The organism is Bacillus sp. FSL H8-0534, from assembly GCF_038005885.1.
Lineage (GTDB): Bacteria > Bacillota > Bacilli > Bacillales > Bacillaceae_G > Bacillus_A > Bacillus_A pseudomycoides.
The window spans coordinates 4,668,152-4,686,251 of sequence record NZ_JBBOUC010000001.1; the positions used below are offsets into that span (position 1 = coordinate 4,668,152).

Genomic DNA, 18,100 nt, shown 5'->3' on the forward strand with positions numbered 1-18,100 from the left:
ATGGTGAATTTAGACCATAAGTATGAAAAAGAGGATGAAAAAATTTAAAGGGTGAGAGAAATGAATGAACCAAAAATAGGCTTAGCTCTTGGATCTGGAGGTGCAAAAGGCTTTGCGCATGTCGGGGTGATTAAAGTGTTACGAGAGGCGAATATTCCCATTCATATGATTGCTGGAAGTAGTATGGGGGCGTTAATTGGGACATTTTATGCAGCGGGTTGCAACGTGGAGAGACTCTATCGAATGGCCACATTATTTAAACGAAAATACTATTTGGATTTTACTGTACCGAAAATGGGATTTATTTCTGGAAAACGGGTAAAAGATATGATTAAAATGTTTACATATAATAAAAATTTAGAAGAGCTAGATATCCCAACTGCAGTTGTGGCCACTGACATTTTAAAGGGGGAAAAAGTTGTATTTACAAGCGGTTCTATTGCTGATGCGGTGAGGGCGAGTATTTCTGTGCCAGGAGTGTTTGTACCTGAAAAAATAGATGGTCGTTTATTAGTGGATGGCGGAGTGATTGATCGCATCCCTGTATCCGTTGTTAAAGACTTAGGAGCTGATATTGTAATTGCTGTAGATGTATCTCCTATTAAGGTGAACGGAGAAGTTACATCTATTTATGATGTTATCATGCAGAGTATTGAGATTATGCAGCATGAACTTGTTGTTAATCGGCAAATTGCTTCAGACTTAATGATGCGCCCGGCAGTAGAACAGTTTAGTTCTCGTGCTTTTACCAATATCGAAGACATTATTCGAGTTGGAGAAGAAGAGGCCGAAAAACACATTCAGAAAATTTACTTATTAATTGAGCAGTGGAAGGAGAAAAATAATGTTTAAGCGTTTTCGTTTTATATATGCAATTTTAATTGGCGTTATATTAGCAATGTTGCTTGTCTATGTACGTCTACCATATTATGTAACAAAACCAGGTATGGCAGCGAAATTAGAACCATATGTACAAGTTGATGGTGGGAAGAAAGAGTCAGGTGATTTTATGCTCGTGACCGTTTCGATGGGGCCTGCGAATGTTGTAAATCTAATAGCTGCCCAATTTAATAAATATAATCACATTTCTAAAGCAGAGGAGATTTTGCAAAAAGGTGAGAGTGATGAAGAATATCAATTCCGCCAAGCGTATGCAATGAAAGATTCTCAAAACGCAGCCATTTATAATGCGTATAAGCGAGCAAATCGTTCAGTTTCCTTTCAAAACAAAGGGGTTTTAGTTGCTGGGATTGCGAAAAATATGTCCGCTGAAGGGAAATTAAAACTTGGGGATATAATTGTCGCTGTTGACGGTCAGCCTTTTGAAGCGATAGACCAATTTATTGCATATATGTCAGGTAAAAAAGAAGGGGATGTAGTAAATATTGAGTATATTCGTGGGGGGAAACGTTCTACAGAAAAACTAACGCTAAAACAAATTCCTGATGGCAAGGGACGTGTTGGTATTGGAGTTTCCATTGTTACTGAAAGGGACTTAGTAGTAGATCCAAAGGTGAAAATTGATTCACATGAAATTGGGGGACCATCAGCAGGATTAATGTTTACATTGGAAATCTATAATCAATTGACTGAAGAGGATATGACAAAAGGTCATGAGATTGCTGGAACGGGAACCATTAATGAAAAGGGAGAAGTTGGTCCGATTGGTGGTATTCAACAAAAAGTTGTAGCTGCTAGTGATGCGGGTGCAGAAATATTCTTTGCTCCAAATGAAAAAGGGGCACCGAAATCGAATTATAAAGAAGCGCTTGAAGCAGCGAAAGATATAAAAACAAAGATGAAAATTGTACCAGTAGATACATTAGATGATGCGCTAGCATATTTAGAAAAAATGTCAGAAAAAAAGTAAACCTCTCGCCCTAGAGAGGTTTTTTTATAAAAAATTATTCGTTGTTTCATCATACCGAATAGGATGCTGAGTTATATCCTTTTGTATACATTTTGTGCGTAAAGGTTCTTGTAGCACTGAAAAATAAACAGCATTTGCTTTGCGCTCTATATCTAGAACGGGATGTTGAAATGTTTTCGTATGAGTAAGAAGCGGGAGTCCTAGATTTTTTTTTTGTTTCGAAATATAAGTTTGTCCTTTTTGTGACATACCAAGTAAACGGATATATGGTGCATGTTGCTCTATATGTGCCTTTTCCATTTCTTCTTTTGTTGTATTTGTTAAAATATGTGTACATACCCGTTGTAATCTAGTCCATGTATAACGTTTTGTTTTTAATGCTTCCATGAAAGTAAGAAATGAAGAGGTATTATGTATTTTTGATAAAATACGATGCTCCAATCCTTCCTCTACCTCATATATATGTTGTAAATCCTTGGAAGACATTGTCAAAAGTCTATATTTAAAAAATGGGAAATACTCCTCCCAACAATGCAGTGTATGATACGTTTGTTTATAGCTTTCTAAAAAAGATGCGGTACAATTGGGTACAAATGGATAAATGGTTGTGAATGAATCATTTTCACTAAATAATTGTTTGCGAATGCTAGTCGCACTTGCAATATGGTTATCTTGAAAGGTTTCGTCATGGTAATGAGATGCGAACCTTTCAATGGTATGTGCATGAATGGAACTTTTCTGAGAAAGAATCGCTTCAATGTAATGTAAGCCTAATATATTATTTGGCTGGGACATATCAACAGTATTGACGTCCGATAAGATGTGTGAAAAGGCTTGAGAAGTTGCTTTGGCATAGCTGTTTCCAGCATCCATAAATTGCTGCACAAGTTGATTGAAAGTATCTTTTTCCTTTTGGCGTAAAGAAATGGTATTATAGAAGTTTTGAACCTCTCCATCCTCACTGCCGAAGCAAATTTCAGAAACGCCAAGGGCATCTAAAATAGAAATAGCACCGTTAGCAAATGTTTCGGCTTTTTGTGTTGCGAATGTATAAGGGAGTTCAACAACAAGATCTATACCACCGGCTAGAGCCATCTTGGTTCGGAACCATTTTGATAAGAGAGCTGGTTCACCACGTTGTAAAAATGATCCGCTCATGACAGCGATTGTAATGTCGGACTGTGTTAACTTTTTTGTTTGTTGCACATGATAAGCATGACCGTTATGAAAGGGGTTATATTCAACAATAATACCGCTTGCCTTTATGATAATCTCTCCTTTCGATGTAGCATCTTTTCTAAAAACATGATAATCTATATATTATTTCCTATAATGACTTCATTATAGTGTAAAGAAAAAACATTGACAAATATAAAATGGCTAGCTATAATTTTGTTTGTTGCCTTGAGGTGATATGATATGAAATGGTCCATCCATCAATTAAACAAATTGAGACATAAAGGATTGACATTGGATGAGATGGTAGATGTAAGTGAGCTAAAAGAAGTCGAGAAAGAAATTCGAGAAATTAATCCTGTCCATGTAACAGGTAGAGTTGATTTTGGCTCCAGTAAGTTTACGTTTCATCTACATATAACTGGAAGCATGGTTTTACCATGTTCTCGCTCTTTAGTAGATGTAACATTACCATTTGACATTAAAACAACTGAGGTGTTCCAAACTTCAGAAGAAGAGTATGAAACGGAAGCGGAAATCCATTACTTAGAAGGAGAAGTACTTGACTTACTCCCAATAATCAAGGAAAATATACTTTTGGAGATTCCAATGCAAATTTTCAGTGATGATGTTTCCGGTGGAGCACCAACGCAAGGTCAAGACTGGCAAGTGATTTCGGAAGAAAGCAAAGAAAAGCCTGTTGATCCAAGGTTAGCAGGACTTGCGAAGTTTTTTGACAAATAATCGGAAGACTGGTTCAGGCCTTCATATGAAAATAACTATTTCTTTTAAGGAGGTGGGAAGAATGGCTGTACCTTTTAGAAGAACTTCTAAAACAGTAAAAAGAAAGCGTCGTACGCATTTCAAATTATCAGTACCTGGTATGGTAGAGTGCCCAAGCTGTGGTGAAGCGAAATTAGCTCACCGTGTATGTAAAGCATGCGGTACTTACAAAGGTAAAGAAGTAATCAGCAAGTAATTGTGGAAATAAACGCAGAAGATATTCTTCTGCGTTTATTTTTTTTTGTATTATTCTTTATATGTTGGTATTCTATCTTTTCTAGTAACTGCATATGTTTAATAAAAAATGCATAAGGAGGACTAGAGGAATGGCGACAACAAGACAAGATGCATGGACTGATGATGAAGATTTACTTCTGGCAGAAGTGGTACTCCGGCATATTCGTGAAGGAGGAACCCAGCTTTCCGCATTTAAAGAGGTAGGTAGACATTTATCTCGTACACCTGCAGCATGCGGATTTAGGTGGAATTCTTACGTTAGAAAGCAGTATAAAGAACGTATTGAAGAGGCAAAACAAATTCGTAAGGTAGAGAATTATGTAGTAAGGCAACCAAAAGTGGTGGAGTTTTCTCCTACATCAATTACATTAGACGATGTTATTAACTTCTTACAAAAATATAAAGATGAAAAAGAATTAAAAGAATTACACCAAAAAATTGAATTGTTACAAAAGGAAAAGGAATGGCTTCTACAGCGTGTATCTGTATATGAAGAAGAGTATCGTACTTTGCTTGATTATATTGATCGAAAAAGAAGTGTGATGGTACTAGAAACAAAAGAAAGAGATACCATTCATGAGCATGAAACATTAGAAAAGGTGAAAAAATAAAAACAGCTGAATAACAGCTGTTTTTATTTTATGCGGATTCTTCATTTGTAACCGCATTCAAATTAGCTTCTGGATGCCAAATGTAAAATTCGCCATCAGTGGTTGATATTTGCCCGAAGTTTAGTTTCTCCCAAAATGCAGCGGATTGAATACGAGCTGTTGTTTTGATTGGAAATTGTAGTTGTTTTGCATAATTAACAAGCATTTGGCCAAAACCCTGTTTTTGGAAGTTTGGTAACACTTCAAGTTTAGAGAGTTCTACGTAAGATCCAGTAATCTCAAGATTTAATTCACCATGTCTCCTCATGTACAAGCTCATACGTGCGATAAGGGATCCGCCGTAATAAATGCCGTAAAATGGGGACTCGCTATCATTTTCAATAATATTTGCTTGCAATTCTTCGAACATGGAGAGTTCTTGAGCGCCACAGCCCTTAAATTTTTTAAATTCGTCTAACGTTTTATAATTGATGAGCAAGCGCTCAACTTTTGGGAATGTCATTACAACACATCCTTTTCTCGTTTTGTAAAATAAAGAAAAGTATAAATATTTTCAATAATATTATAACTCATTTTTTCATTTTTATGAAGGAAATAGAATATTTCTTTCAGTATTTTTTTTGAGGATTTGCTACACTAGTCGTATGAAGGGAATTTATATATATTTATGAAATGTACTTTTAGTTGTGGAAATATAAATAAGATATACTCAATGTTATGATGAGTTATAGAGGGGAGGTAATCAGGAGGCTTCTAATTGATTACAGGATATCTTTCTTCTTTGTATTCGTTAGGAGATTCTGAGGGGATAGAGATGAAGATTGGGATTGTTGGTCCGGGAGCTATTGGTCTTCTTTTTGCATTTTATTTAAAAAAGAACAAACAGGATGTTACATTATTTACAAGAACGGTAGAACAAACTGAAAAGTTAATGCAGGAGGGGATAAGCTGTATTCGTAAGGGAAGAAAGGAAACGGTATTTCCGAATGTTACGCCATTAGAGAGTATTGTAGGTGAACAAATGGACTATACGTTTATTGCTGTAAAACAATATCATTTAGCGAATATACTTCCTTTCATAAAAGGACAAAGGCAGATTATCTTTTTGCAAAATGGAATGTCTCATCTGGATATATTACACGAAATAAAGTGTGAAAATGTAGCGGTGGGGATTGTGGAGCATGGGGCAAAAAAAGAAAATGAATATACAGTGCGCCATACAGGAGTAGGGGTTACGAAATTTGGAGTAGTAAATGGTGATTGGTCTCAATTTGAGGCACTATTGGATTGTTTTTCCTCAAAGTATTTTTCGGTGCAAGTAGAAGAAGATTGGAAACAAACAATGAGTTATAAACTTGTAATAAATGCCTGCATTAATCCACTAACAGCTTTATTTGGTATACAAAACGGAGAATTGCTATCGAATCCTTTTTTTTATAAAGTGATGGAGCAAATATTTCAGGAGGTCATGTTCCTTGTAGGGGAGGAAAAAAAAGAAGAGATGTGGCAATTGGTTTGTCATGTATGTGAAACAACATCCAGTAATACATCCTCTATGTTAGCTGACGTAAAAGAGAATCGGGAAACGGAAATTGATGCTATTATTGGCTATGCGATAGAAGAAGCGAGGAAACAGCGAAAGCAAGTTCCCACACTGCAATTTTTATACAATTCAATAAAGGGATTAGAAGTATAAGAGATATTCTTTGCTTTTACATCAAACATTGACTACAATTTGGATTGGTGAGAGAACAGGATAGGAAAGGAAGAATTATATGGAGATAAAAGAAATCTCTGTTCCACTACAAGGTGTTGTGGCGGACTATATGAAGGGTAGAAAAGAAGTGCAGGCATTCTTCGATTATCCGTTGACAGAAGATGGATTCGGGCGGCGTCTGTATGATTTGCGTGATAAGAAGTTTTTCCGTCAAGACTTAGTGGCACATTTATTGGAATATAATACTAATTTACATGCTGGAGACCATACTCTTCGGAATATAGAGGCGCTAGCGGATGAAAATACATATGTTGTTGTTGGAGGACAACAAGCAGGACTATTAACAGGACCTCTTTATACTGTGCATAAAATTATTTCGATTTTGCAGCTTGCAAAAGAAAAAGAAGCAAGTTTAGGAGTTCGTGTAGTTCCTGTTTTTTGGATTGCTGGTGAAGATCACGATATCGATGAAATTAATCATGTGTTTGTAACGAAAAATAAAAAAATAAAAAAGACGATTTTCCATGATCGTCATCCAAAAAAGGCAAGTGCATCTGAATCTGATCTTTCAATAGCAGACTGTAGAAAGTGGATTGAAGAAATTTTCAAAACATATCCGGAAACGAATTTTACAAAGGATGTATTACAGTTTGTTGAAGATGCTTTGCAGAATTCTCGTACATATGTAGATTTCTTTGCGCATCTTATTATGAAATTATTTGTAGATTCAGGATTGATTCTCGTTGATTCCCATCATCCAGCGTTAAGAAAGTTAGAAGTTTCTTTTTTTAAACAAATACTAAGTCGATATAAAGAAGTGCAAATGAGTCTTCAAAAACAACAGCAATTAGTAAAGGAACAAGGATATAAACCGATTATTGAAACAAAATCAAATGCAGTGCACATATTTATGCAAATTGATGAAGAGCGTGTGTTGTTAGAAGAAGAGAATGGGAAATTTGTTGGAAAAGATGGTATTTATTCATTTTCGTATGAAGAGTTGATAGCGGAAATGGAAAAAAGTCCGGAACGATTTAGTAATAATGTTGTAACAAGACCACTTATGCAAGAGTATATATTTCCGACATTAGCGTTTATTGGAGGGCCTGGTGAAATTGCTTACTGGAGTGAATTGCAGCAAGTATTTCATGTGTTCGGTTTTCAGATGCCTCCGGTTGTTCCGAGACTCACAATTAGTTATATGGAACGCGATATTATAACAGATTTACATGATTTACAATTACAAGAGAGTGATCCATTTGTAAATGACATAGATATGCTACGTGAAGAGTGGCTTTCTAACCAAATAGAAGAACCAATTGATAATCAGTTTATAGAAGCGACAGAGAAAATCATGGATGTTCATACTTCTTTACAACAGTTTGTAAAAAAAATAGACCCGGGATTGCAGCAATTCGCTGAGAAAAATGAGCGGAAAATTAAAGAGCAAATTGAGTTGCTAGAAAGAATGTTAAAGCGAAATGTTGAGAAAAAACATGAAGTAGAGCTGAATAAATTTCGCCGTTTACAATACGCGCTCCGTCCGCTAGGTGCGCCGCAAGAACGGGTATGGAATATATGTTATTATTTAAATCGGTTTGGATTAGATTTTGTTGAACGAGTAATGAAGCAATCGTACTCTTGGAACGGGAACCATCATATTATAAAACTATAAAATCTTGCTCTTAGGAGCAGGATTTTATTTTTTGTATGTGGAATTAACTGTAAAGTGATTTTTTCTGAATTATCTAACGAAATGTTCGGGAGTATGATATTTATAATAAAGCACATGTATATGACAAAATAGAACAAAATGTAAACGTATTATTGTGTTTTTCGACATGTTTTTATTTAATTTCCCGCAAAAAATGATAAAATTTAGTATATAATAAAGTGAAACTGCGATTTGTGGATATTAGATTTCCACTGACGCCAAGTTGGATGTGACATATTTTCGTAGCATTAATTTCCCGACATATTGGGTGGTTTATTAGGAAGAAAAAGAGACATTCAACGTAATTATTTTGCAAAAAGTAGGTGCAACAATGTTTAAACACGTAACAGTTCTTTTAAAAGAAACAGTAGATGGTTTGGATATAAAACCAGGTGGTACATATGTAGATTGTACGCTAGGTGGTGGAGGACATAGTTCCTATTTATTATCCCAGCTAACGGAAGGGGGAAAATTAATTGCATTTGATCAAGATGAAATTGCGATTCAAAATGCAAAAGAAAGATTTTCTTCTTATGGTGATCAATTTATAACAGTGAAGAGTAATTTTCGCTATTTGTCAGAAAAGCTACATGAATTAGGAATAACAGAAGTAGACGGAATTTTATTTGATTTAGGTGTTTCATCCCCACAATTAGATACACCAGAACGTGGTTTTAGTTATCATCATGATGCGCCCTTAGATATGCGGATGGATCAAGATGCCCCATTAACGGCATATGATGTTGTAAACAACTGGTCATATGAACAACTCGTAAGAATCTTTTTCCAATATGGTGAAGAGAAGTTTTCAAAGCAAATTGCAAGGAAAATCGAAGCGTACCGCGAGAATAAGGCGATTGAAACGACAGGAGAGTTAGTAGAGCTAATTAAAGAAGGAATTCCTGCTCCAGCTCGTAGAACGGGTGGACATCCTGCAAAACGAGTGTTCCAAGCGATTCGAATTGCTGTAAATGATGAGTTGAAAGTATTCGAGGAGGCATTGGAATCTGCGATTGAAATGGTTAAGCCAGGTGGAAGAATCAGTGTTATTACGTTCCATTCATTAGAAGATCGTATTTGTAAAACAACATTTAAACGAAATAGTACAACACCACAGCTTCCTCCAGGATTACCAATTATCCCTGATGAGTTTAAGCCGAAACTAAAGCTCATTACAAGAAAACCGATTTTACCTTCTGATGAAGAGTTAGAAGAAAATAATCGAGCGCGTTCTGCGAAGTTACGAATCGCTGAAAAACGATAAAAAGGAGAGAGAGGTATGACAAATTTAGCTGTAAAGTATAAACAACAACAAGTGCAAGAACAAGTGCAAGTACAATCTCAAGCTCCGCAGCAAAACGTACAACCAAAAGCGAAAACAAAAATTACAAGAATTGAAAAATTGTTGTATGTGGCTTTTATTGGCTTTTTATTATATGCTTGTGTGGCTTTTATTGGAAATAAAGCAGGCCTGTACCAAGTTGATGCGGAAGCAGCAAAAATAGAGAATGAAATTGTGGAAAAACAAAAAACAAACCAAGAATTACAAGCTGAAGTGGAAAAGTTAAGTCGCTATGAGCGTATCGCAGAAATCGCAAAAAAACACGGGCTAGAAATTAATGCGAATAATGTGAAAGGTTTACATTAATATAGTAGGTGTGAAGAAAATATGAAGACGAATATGAACAAAATTCATACCAATAAAGGAGCAGGTTACTTTATGATATTTTTCCTCCTGCTCTTTTTGCTGTTGTTAGCCCGATTCTTTTATATTCAAGCGACAGGAACAGTACATGGTCAAGACTTAAAGAAACTTGCACAAGACAAGCATAATAAAAATGGTGTACTTGAAGCGAATCGTGGAACGATTTATGATCAAAATGGACATGTGTTAGCGCAAGATGCGAACTCATACAAGATTGTTGCGAAACTAAAAGGTGAAAAACCTGTAAAAGATAAAGAGGATGCTGCAAAGAAAATTGCAGGTGTACTTGGGACAGGTGAAGATGAAATTTTAGCCACTTTAAACAAAGATAAGAGTCAGGTAGAGTTCGGAGCGCTGGGAAAGAACTTGACGAAAGAGAAGAAAGAGCAACTAGAAAGTCTTGAAATACCAGGTATTTCATTTGTTACAGAAAAAGCTAGAGTGTATCCAAATGGGGATTTCGCATCTTACGTGTTAGGTTATGCAAAACCTGATGATAAAGGAATTGCGGAGGGGAAATTTGGATTAGAAGAGAGTTTAGATAAGTATTTACGTGCATCTAATGGAAGTGTAGCATATACAGGAGATCGTAATGGTGTTTCTCTCGATGGTGGAAAGCAAAATGTAAAGCCACCGAAAAATGGAGAAAATGTATATTTAACAATTGATCAACGTATCCAAGGTTTTTTAGAAGATGCGATGAAAGCAGCTGATCAGCACTATGAACCTTCTATGCTAATTGGATTGGTTGCAGATCCGAAAACAGGAAAAATACTAGGAATGTCTAGTCGACCTAGCTATGACCCAAATAAGGGTGATATTCAATACTATTTTAATGATCCAATCGCAAATGCGTATGAGCCGGGGTCTACGATGAAAATTTTCACATTAGCTGCGGCGATTAATGAAGGTGTATATAATGGTCAAGAATATTACCAGTCAGGTACGTATCCAGTTGGAAATCGTAAAATAAAAGATCATAACGGTGGTGCAGGCTGGGGATCTATTACATTTGATGAAGGGGTTGAGCGTTCTTCTAACGTTGCATTTGCAATTTTAGGAGATCAAAAACTTGGTCCAGATCGTTTCCGTCAATATATTCATAAATTTGGATTGGATGAAAAGACTGGCATTGATTTACCTAAGGAAGGAAAAAATACAATTGTATTTGACCAGCAGATTCAACAGGTAACAACAGCATTCGGACAAGGCTCTACTGTAACGCCGATGCAACTTGTACAAGCTGCAACCGCAATCGCAAATGGTGGGAAAATGATGAAACCTTATACCATCGAACGAATTGTAGATCCACTAACGAATAAAGTGGAATTAGAGCATAAACCTGAAGAAGTGGGACAACCAGTTACAAAAGAAACAGCAGAACAAGTAAGACAATTATTAGAACGCGTTGTTACCTCACCAAAAGGAACAGGGAATGCGTATAAAATCGATGGATACTCTGTTGGTGGTAAAACAGGAACAGCACAAATTCCGGATGGAAAAGGTGGATATATGACTGGAAAAGAAAACTATATTTTCTCATTCCTTGGTATGGCACCAATGGACGATCCGCAATTAATTGTTTACTTTGCAATTAAGCAGCCGAAATTAAAAGATAATGAATACGGGGCACAACCTCTCGCGGAAATGTTTAAATCTGTAACGAAAAATAGTTTAGAGTATTTGAAAATTAAACCGAATCAAGTGAAAGATTCGAAGAAATATGTGAAAGAGCAACAGGCGGTTGTTCCAGAGGTAACCGGAAAAACAATGGAAGAGGCAAAAGCAACATTAGAAAAAGCCAAATTCCGTCCGATTATAGTAGGTGAAGGAAAAGTAAAACAACAGGTACCAAAAGCGACTGAAAAAACATTGAAGGGCGATCGAGTCTTCTTAGTAGGAGATAAACCGTTGATGCCAAACATACAAGGATGGGCACTTCGGGATGTAATGAATTTAGCGAAAACGTTAAATCTTAATTTGAAGCCATCTGGTACAGGATATGTGACAGAACAAAGTGTGGCGGAAGGAACGCCGTTACAAGCAGGTACGGAATTAGCTGTAACACTTGTACCACCGCTTGAGCCACAGCAAGAGGCAGAAAAGCCATAGAATGTTCTAGGTGCATAATGTAAGAAGTCCAAGAGGTTCTATTCGAATAGGTACAAGCATATATTGGAACAAGCTAGGCGTAAAGGAGGCTTGTTCCAATATGCGTGTATCGAATGTAACAGTTAGAAAGCGACTTATCTTTATACTTATATCAGGTATACTCATTTTTACAATTATTGATATTCGTCTTGGATACGTACAGTTTTTTCTTGGGAATATGTTAACAGATCGTGCAAAGGATTCATGGAGTCGTAATATTACTTTCGAACCTGAACGAGGAAAAATTTTAGATCGAAATGGTGTGGAGCTTGCAACGAATAAAAGTGCACCAACTGTCTTTGTTGTACCAAGGCAAATTGAAAAACCAGCAGAGACTGCAGAGAAGTTAGCTGCAGTTTTAGGTGTGGAAAAAGAGGAAATTTATAAACGGGTTACAAAAAAAGAGTCCATTGTAAGATTGGATAAGGGCGGAAGGAAAATTTCTCATGATAAAGCAAAGGAAGTACGTGCTTTAAGTTTAAAAGGTGTTTATATTGCTGAAGATTCCATTCGGTATTATCCGTTCGGAAAATATTTATCGCATGTACTAGGGTTTGCTGGTAGTGACAATCAGGGGCTTATGGGACTTGAGTCGTATTATGATAAAGAGCTAAATGGTGATAAAGGGCATGTGCGCTTTTTTGCAGATGCGAAAGGGCAAAGGATGCCGAATGTTGGAGATGATTTCAAAAAACCAGAGGCAGGCTTAGATTTAAAATTAACAATCGATTCTCGAATCAATACGATTATAGAGAGAGAAATGAATATCGCAGATTCTACGTATAATCCAGATGGTATGATCGCAATCGCGATGAACCCGAAAAATGGTGAAATTTTAGGAATGTCAAGTCGCCCAAGTTTCGATCCCGCGGATTTTCAGAGTGTTTCACCAGAAGTGTTTAATCGAAACTTGCCTGTATGGAGTACATATGAGCCGGGATCGACTTTTAAAATCATTACACTTGCGGCTGCTTTAAATGAAAAATTAGTAGACTTGGAGAAAGATACGTTTTATGATGATGGAGCAGCTGAAGTTGGAGGCGCTAGGCTACGTTGTTGGAAAGCTGGTGGCCACGGTAGTCAAACGTTTTTAGAAGTTGTTCAAAATTCTTGTAACCCAGGTTTTATTGAGCTTGGGGACCGCCTTGGAAAAGAAAAGTTATTCCAATACATTCGTGATTTTGGTTTTGGACAGAAGACAGGGATTGACTTGCAAGGAGAAGGAAAAGGGATTTTATTCAACCTAGATAAGGTTGGTCCGGTTGAACAGGCGACGACTTCTTTTGGGCAAGGGGTTTCTGTTACACCGATTCAACAAGTTGCTGCGGTAGCGGCAGCTGTAAATGGTGGGACATTATACCAGCCGTATATTGCGAAAGAATTTGTTGATCCATCGAATAATCAAGTTGTAAGAAAGAAAACACCGGTCGAGAAAAGAAAAGTTATTTCCAAGGAAACATCGGAAAAAGTTCGTTATGCGTTAGAAAATGTTGTAGCGAAAGGTTCTGGTAAAGGTGCATATATTGATGGTTATCGTGTTGGTGGAAAAACAGGAACTGCCCAAAAAGTAAAAGACGGAAAATATTTAGATAATAACTATATTGTATCTTTTATTGGGTTTGCTCCAGCAGATGACCCACAAATCGTTGTGTATGTTGCGGTTGATAATCCAAAAGGAGTTACTCAATTTGGTGGTGTTGTTGCTGCGCCAATTGTAGGAAATATTCTTCGTGATGTGCTTCCTGTGATGGGAGTAGAGCCACGCAAGGAGCAGGTTGAAAGGGAATATAAATGGGGCGATACACCTACAATAGAAGTTCCGGATTTAATCGGGATGAAGAAAAAAGATTTGCAAACGCAGCTTGTAGATTTGCAGCTCGATGTAAGTGGTGAGGGAGACAAAGTAATTAAACAATCACCAGAAGCTGGTGCCAAAGTAAAGGAAGGATCAAAAATTAGGATTTACTTTGGTAATTAAAAGTCAGAGATTGTGTTTTGTGATACAATTGGTGGAAGTTGAGTTAATATATAATCTCTGTTTTCATAGAAATTTATTTTCTATGAAAACAGATTATATTGCTCTTGAACATAAAAAATAAAGAGTTTATCAGCTGAGGTATTATATGATGCACTGATAAACGAGTCTGATTTTTCGGGCTCTCAGCAAATGCTTCCTTCTTCAATTTTTAGCGAATGAAGGATAGGAAGAATTACTTATTAAGTAAGAGATAAATAAACAATGTAGAGAGGGTTTAGTGAAATGAAGTTGCACACACTTGTATCATGTTTGCATGATTTTCCAGTTGTTCCAAAAGAAAATCCAGAAATTACATCCATTGAAGCAGATTCACGTAAAGTGACAAATGGAAGCTTATTTGTATGTATGAAAGGGTATACGGTTGATAGCCATGATTTTGCTAAGCAAGCAGCCGCGCAAGGTGCGGCTGCTATTGTTGCGGAAAGACCGATTGATGTTGACGTTCCAGTTGTACTTGTGAAAAATACCTATCGTTCTTTAGCGGTTTTAGCTGATTATTTTTACGGACAGCCAACGCATAAATTACACTTGATTGGGATTACAGGTACAAATGGAAAGACAACAACATCGCATATTATGGATGAAATTATGCGGGCACACGGTCATAAAACAGGGCTAATTGGAACAATTAATATGAAAATCGGTGATGAAACATTCGAGGTGAAAAATACAACGCCAGATGCACTGACACTTCAGCAAACGTTTCGCCGTATGGTTGAGCAAAATGTAAATAGCGCAGTAATGGAAGTTTCTTCACATGCATTAAGTCTTGGCCGTGTACACGGTTGTGATTATGATGTAGCTGTATTTACAAATTTAACACAAGATCATTTAGATTATCATAAAACGATGGAAGAATATAAGCATGCAAAAGGCTTGCTTTTTGCTCAGCTTGGTAATAGCTATCATCATAACCGTGAAAAGTACGCTGTGTTAAACAGTGATGATCCAGTAACAGAAGAGTATATGAGAAGTACTGCGGCTACGGTTATTACGTATGGAATTGATACACATAGTGATATTATGGCAAAAGATATTGTGATGACGAGTGGTGGAACAACATTTACCCTTGTTACGCCAAGTGAAAGTGTAAATATTACGATGAAGTTAATTGGAAAGTTTAACGTATACAATGTTTTAGCAGCAATAGCCGCTACTCTTGTGTCTGGTGTAACTTTGCAAACGATTATTCATGTTGTGACGAATTTAACTGGAGTTCCAGGCCGCTTTGAAGTTGTGGACGGGGGGCAAGATTATACGGTTATTGTCGATTATGCACATACTCCAGATAGTTTAGAAAATGTGTTAACAACAGCGAAACAATTTGCAAAAGGGAATGTGTATTGTATTGTTGGTTGCGGCGGTGATCGTGATCGGACGAAAAGGCCAATTATGGCTGGTGTCGCTACAGAATATGCAACACACGCAATCTTGACTTCAGATAACCCAAGAAGTGAAGATCCACAAGCGATTTTGGATGATATGTTAGCAGGTGCAAAAGGAAATAATTATGAAGTCATTGTTGATCGAAAAGAAGCGATTTTCCATGGGGTTTCAGAAGCGAAGGCAGAAGATATTATTATCATTGCTGGAAAAGGGCATGAAACGTATCAAATTATTGGCAAAGAAGTACATCATTTTGACGATCGTGAAATTGCGAAAGAGGCAATCACTGAGCGTTTAAACAACAAAGAGTAACAACATGAGAGGGGGACTACATGTGCTTGAACAAGGTTTATTAGTAACGGCTGGGGTAGCTTTCTTAATTTCTGTTGCCCTTTCGCCATTGTTTATTCCAATTTTACGTAGGTTAAAGTTTGGGCAAAGTATTCGTGATGAAGGGCCAAAATCACATCAAAAGAAATCGGGAACACCAACGATGGGTGGTATTGTCATTTATGTGTCTATGATGGTGACAACACTTATCATGGCAATTAAATTTAAACATTTAAATGCGGAAGTATCATTATTATTATTAGTTACATTTGGTTATGGATTGATTGGTTTTTTAGATGACTATATAAAAGTTGTTAAAAAAAGAAATCTTGGTTTAACATCAAAACAAAAATTAATCGGTCAGCTAGTTATTGCAATTGCATTCTTTGTAATTGCAAAAGGGCAGGGATTTGATACACATTTAATGATTCCAGGAACCGAAATTAAATTTGATTTACACTGGGCATATTTTATCCTTGTGCTATTTATGCTTATTGGTGGATCAAATGCAGTCAATTTAACAGATGGTTTAGATGGATTGTTATCAGGAACAGCCGCAATTGCATTTGGAGCATTTGGCATTATTGCAGTTGCTCAAGATCAATATGCCGTAGCTATTTTCTGTATGGCAGTTGTAGGAGCGGTACTTGGATTCTTAGTGTTTAATGCAAATCCAGCTAAAGTGTTTATGGGAGATACAGGTTCCCTTGCTTTAGGTGGTGCAATAGCTGCCGTAGCTATTTTATTAAAGCAAGAATTATTACTTGTTGTAATTGGCGGCGTATTTGTAATGGAAACTTTGTCTGTTATTATTCAAGTTATTTCATTTAAAACGACAGGAAAACGTGTTTTTAAAATGAGTCCACTGCATCATCATTACGAATTATGTGGCTGGTCAGAATGGCGTGTTGTTGTAACATTCTGGTCTGTAGGATTTTTATTGGCAGTATTAGGAATTTATATCGGGGTGTGGATGTAATTGAAAACTGTAACTGACTATCAAAATAAAAATATTCTTGTATTAGGTATTGCAAAAAGTGGCTATGCAGCAGCAACTTTATTAAAAAGCTTAGGTGCAAATGTTATTGTAAATGACGGAAAACCGTTAGCAAATAATGTATTAGCTGCAGAATTGCAAGCAAAAGGAATGGACGTTGTATGCGGTGGTCATCCACTAGAGTTGTTAGAAAGAAATATTTCACTTGTTGTAAAAAATCCAGGGATTCCATATTCCAATCCACTACTGGTTGCAGCGAAAGAAAAACAGATTCCAATTGTGACAGAAGTGGAGCTTGCATATCGTATTTCAGAAGCACCGTTTGTTGGAATTACGGGGTCAAATGGAAAAACAACAACGACAACACTAACGTTTGAAATGTTGAAAGAAGGACAAAAACATCCTGTTATTGCTGGAAACATAGGTACCGTAGCATGTGAAGTCGTGCAAGCAGCGAAAGAAAATGAAGTAGTTGTTACAGAACTTTCATCATTCCAGCTAATGGGAGTGGAAACATTCCAGCCTAAAATTGCAGCATTTTTAAATCTGTTCGAGGCTCACTTAGATTATCATGGTACAAAAAAAGAGTATGGTTTAGCAAAAGCGAATATTTTTAAAAGCCAAACTGAAGCTGATTATAGTGTAATTAATGCTGATGATGTAGATGTAATGGCGTTATCAGCAAATAGTAAAGGACAAAAAGTATTATTTTCGACTACTAAGGTAATTGAAGATGGTGCATGTATTAAAGACGGTGCTCTTTATTTTAAAGGTGAGAAAATCGTTGAAGTTCAAGATATCGTTTTACCGGGTAAACATAATTTAGAAAATATTCTAGCTGCTATGAGTATTGCTAAATTGCTAGGGGTAGAAAATGAGGCAATTATTGCCGTATTAAAACGCTTTACAGGTGTAAAACATCGTTTAGAATATGTAACAACAATTAATAATCGTAAGTTTTATAATGATTCAAAAGCAACAAACATGTTAGCAACAGAAAAGGCGCTATCAGCATTTACGCAGCCTGTTATTTTGTTAGCAGGTGGGCTTGATCGAGGAAATGAATTCGATGATTTAATTCCATATTTTGAACATGTAAAAGCGATATTAACATATGGACAAACAGCACCTAAGTTAGTAAGGGCAGCTGAAAAAGCAGGGATAGATATTATTGAAAGTGTCGATAATTTAGAAGAGGCTGTAGAAAGAGCGTATTCTCATTCTACAGATGGAGATGTAATTCTTCTTTCGCCAGCTTGTGCAAGCTGGGATCAATTTAAAACATTTGAAGAAAGAGGAGACATTTTTATACAAGCTGTGCATAAACTTATATAAAGTAAACAAAACATCAGTAGGTTAACACCTACTGATGTTTTGTTACATAG

General features: G+C 36.5%; 16 protein-coding genes. 14 read left to right on the forward strand and 2 right to left on the reverse strand.

What is annotated here, in order from left to right; all coding sequences use genetic code 11:
• Positions 1–60: 60 nt before the first annotated feature.
• Positions 61–852, forward strand: coding sequence for a patatin-like phospholipase family protein (locus tag MHH71_RS23940; protein WP_018780893.1), 792 nt, complete (start codon positions 61–63; stop codon positions 850–852).
• The gene (locus tag MHH71_RS23945; RefSeq protein ID WP_018780894.1) at positions 845–1,870 is read left to right on the forward strand and encodes a SepM family pheromone-processing serine protease; all 1,026 of its coding nucleotides are present in this window, start codon (positions 845–847) and stop codon (positions 1,868–1,870) included. Before MHH71_RS23940 ends, MHH71_RS23945 begins: the two co-directional genes overlap by 8 nt.
• A 24-nt stretch (positions 1,871–1,894) precedes the next feature.
• Here MHH71_RS23945 and MHH71_RS23950 read toward each other — a convergent pair whose 3' ends face one another.
• Positions 1,895–3,136, reverse strand: a complete 1,242-nt coding sequence (locus tag MHH71_RS23950) for a nucleotidyltransferase (protein ID WP_139358564.1) — start codon at positions 3,134–3,136, stop codon at positions 1,895–1,897.
• A gap of 153 nt (positions 3,137–3,289) precedes the next feature.
• Between MHH71_RS23950 and MHH71_RS23955 the strand changes: the two genes are divergently transcribed.
• The 3 genes from MHH71_RS23955 to MHH71_RS23965 all read left to right on the forward strand — a co-directional run bounded on the left by MHH71_RS23955 (position 3,290) and on the right by MHH71_RS23965 (position 4,677).
• Entirely contained in the window at positions 3,290–3,790 is a 501-nt protein-coding gene (locus tag MHH71_RS23955; RefSeq protein WP_003199747.1) for a YceD family protein, read from the forward strand.
• Between the two features lie 61 nt (positions 3,791–3,851).
• Complete coding sequence (gene rpmF, locus MHH71_RS23960; protein WP_001984764.1) at positions 3,852–4,025, forward strand: 50S ribosomal protein L32; 174 nt, start codon at positions 3,852–3,854, stop codon at positions 4,023–4,025.
• Between the two features lie 130 nt (positions 4,026–4,155).
• On the forward strand, positions 4,156–4,677 hold the full coding sequence (locus MHH71_RS23965; protein WP_006095784.1) for an RsfA family transcriptional regulator: 522 nt from the start codon (positions 4,156–4,158) through the stop codon (positions 4,675–4,677).
• A gap of 28 nt (positions 4,678–4,705) precedes the next feature.
• Here the strand turns inward: MHH71_RS23965 and MHH71_RS23970 are convergent, their stop codons facing one another.
• Entirely contained in the window at positions 4,706–5,179 is a 474-nt protein-coding gene (locus MHH71_RS23970) for an N-acetyltransferase (RefSeq protein WP_006095783.1), read from the reverse strand.
• A gap of 306 nt (positions 5,180–5,485) precedes the next feature.
• Between MHH71_RS23970 and panE the strand changes: the two genes are divergently transcribed.
• The 9 genes from panE (at position 5,486) to murD (ending at position 18,050) form a co-directional block, all read left to right on the forward strand.
• A complete protein-coding gene (gene panE, locus MHH71_RS23975) occupies positions 5,486–6,373 on the forward strand; it encodes a 2-dehydropantoate 2-reductase (RefSeq protein ID WP_033799701.1) in 888 nt (295 codons plus the stop codon).
• Positions 6,374–6,452: 79 nt separating this feature from the next.
• Entirely contained in the window at positions 6,453–8,069 is a 1,617-nt protein-coding gene (gene bshC / locus MHH71_RS23980; protein ID WP_006095781.1) for a bacillithiol biosynthesis cysteine-adding enzyme BshC, read from the forward strand.
• Between the two features lie 370 nt (positions 8,070–8,439).
• Positions 8,440–9,372 carry a 16S rRNA (cytosine(1402)-N(4))-methyltransferase RsmH gene (gene rsmH, locus MHH71_RS23985; RefSeq protein WP_016116040.1) on the forward strand — a complete coding sequence of 311 codons (933 nt, stop codon included), beginning with the start codon at positions 8,440–8,442 and terminating at the stop codon, positions 9,370–9,372.
• Between the two features lie 15 nt (positions 9,373–9,387).
• Positions 9,388–9,756 carry a cell division protein FtsL gene (gene ftsL, locus MHH71_RS23990; protein WP_006095779.1) on the forward strand — a complete coding sequence of 123 codons (369 nt, stop codon included), beginning with the start codon at positions 9,388–9,390 and terminating at the stop codon, positions 9,754–9,756.
• 21 nt (positions 9,757–9,777) lie between these two features.
• Entirely contained in the window at positions 9,778–11,925 is a 2,148-nt protein-coding gene (locus MHH71_RS23995; protein ID WP_006095778.1) for a penicillin-binding protein, read from the forward strand.
• A 100-nt stretch (positions 11,926–12,025) separates the two neighbouring features.
• Positions 12,026–13,942 carry a stage V sporulation protein D gene (locus MHH71_RS24000; RefSeq protein ID WP_003208238.1) on the forward strand — a complete coding sequence of 639 codons (1,917 nt, stop codon included), beginning with the start codon at positions 12,026–12,028 and terminating at the stop codon, positions 13,940–13,942.
• A gap of 282 nt (positions 13,943–14,224) precedes the next feature.
• Entirely contained in the window at positions 14,225–15,700 is a 1,476-nt protein-coding gene (locus tag MHH71_RS24005; RefSeq protein ID WP_003199768.1) for a UDP-N-acetylmuramoyl-L-alanyl-D-glutamate--2,6-diaminopimelate ligase, read from the forward strand.
• 22 nt (positions 15,701–15,722) lie between these two features.
• Positions 15,723–16,697, forward strand: coding sequence for a phospho-N-acetylmuramoyl-pentapeptide-transferase (gene mraY, locus MHH71_RS24010; protein ID WP_018764757.1), 975 nt, complete (start codon positions 15,723–15,725; stop codon positions 16,695–16,697).
• Complete coding sequence (gene murD, locus MHH71_RS24015) at positions 16,698–18,050, forward strand: UDP-N-acetylmuramoyl-L-alanine--D-glutamate ligase (RefSeq protein WP_006095777.1); 1,353 nt, start codon at positions 16,698–16,700, stop codon at positions 18,048–18,050.
• Positions 18,051–18,100: the final 50 nt, after the last annotated feature.

What these genes read in the sequence shown, in the direction of transcription:
- MHH71_RS23995 (WP_006095778.1), top strand. Translation starts at nt 9,778, where the DNA reads ATGAAGACGAATATGAACAAAATTCATACCAATAAAGGAGCAGGTTAC.
- MHH71_RS24005 (WP_003199768.1), top strand. Translation starts at nt 14,225, where the DNA reads ATGAAGTTGCACACACTTGTATCATGTTTGCATGATTTTCCAGTTGTT.
- bshC (WP_006095781.1), top strand. Translation starts at nt 6,453, where the DNA reads ATGGAGATAAAAGAAATCTCTGTTCCACTACAAGGTGTTGTGGCGGAC.
- MHH71_RS23940 (WP_018780893.1), top strand. Translation starts at nt 61, where the DNA reads ATGAATGAACCAAAAATAGGCTTAGCTCTTGGATCTGGAGGTGCAAAA.
- rpmF (WP_001984764.1), top strand. Translation starts at nt 3,852, where the DNA reads ATGGCTGTACCTTTTAGAAGAACTTCTAAAACAGTAAAAAGAAAGCGT.
- MHH71_RS23965 (WP_006095784.1), top strand. Translation starts at nt 4,156, where the DNA reads ATGGCGACAACAAGACAAGATGCATGGACTGATGATGAAGATTTACTT.
- MHH71_RS23945 (WP_018780894.1), top strand. Translation starts at nt 845, where the DNA reads ATGTTTAAGCGTTTTCGTTTTATATATGCAATTTTAATTGGCGTTATA.
- MHH71_RS23970 (WP_006095783.1), bottom strand. Translation starts at nt 5,179, where the DNA reads ATGACATTCCCAAAAGTTGAGCGCTTGCTCATCAATTATAAAACGTTA.
- MHH71_RS24000 (WP_003208238.1), top strand. Translation starts at nt 12,026, where the DNA reads ATGCGTGTATCGAATGTAACAGTTAGAAAGCGACTTATCTTTATACTT.
- MHH71_RS23955 (WP_003199747.1), top strand. Translation starts at nt 3,290, where the DNA reads ATGAAATGGTCCATCCATCAATTAAACAAATTGAGACATAAAGGATTG.
- rsmH (WP_016116040.1), top strand. Translation starts at nt 8,440, where the DNA reads ATGTTTAAACACGTAACAGTTCTTTTAAAAGAAACAGTAGATGGTTTG.
- ftsL (WP_006095779.1), top strand. Translation starts at nt 9,388, where the DNA reads ATGACAAATTTAGCTGTAAAGTATAAACAACAACAAGTGCAAGAACAA.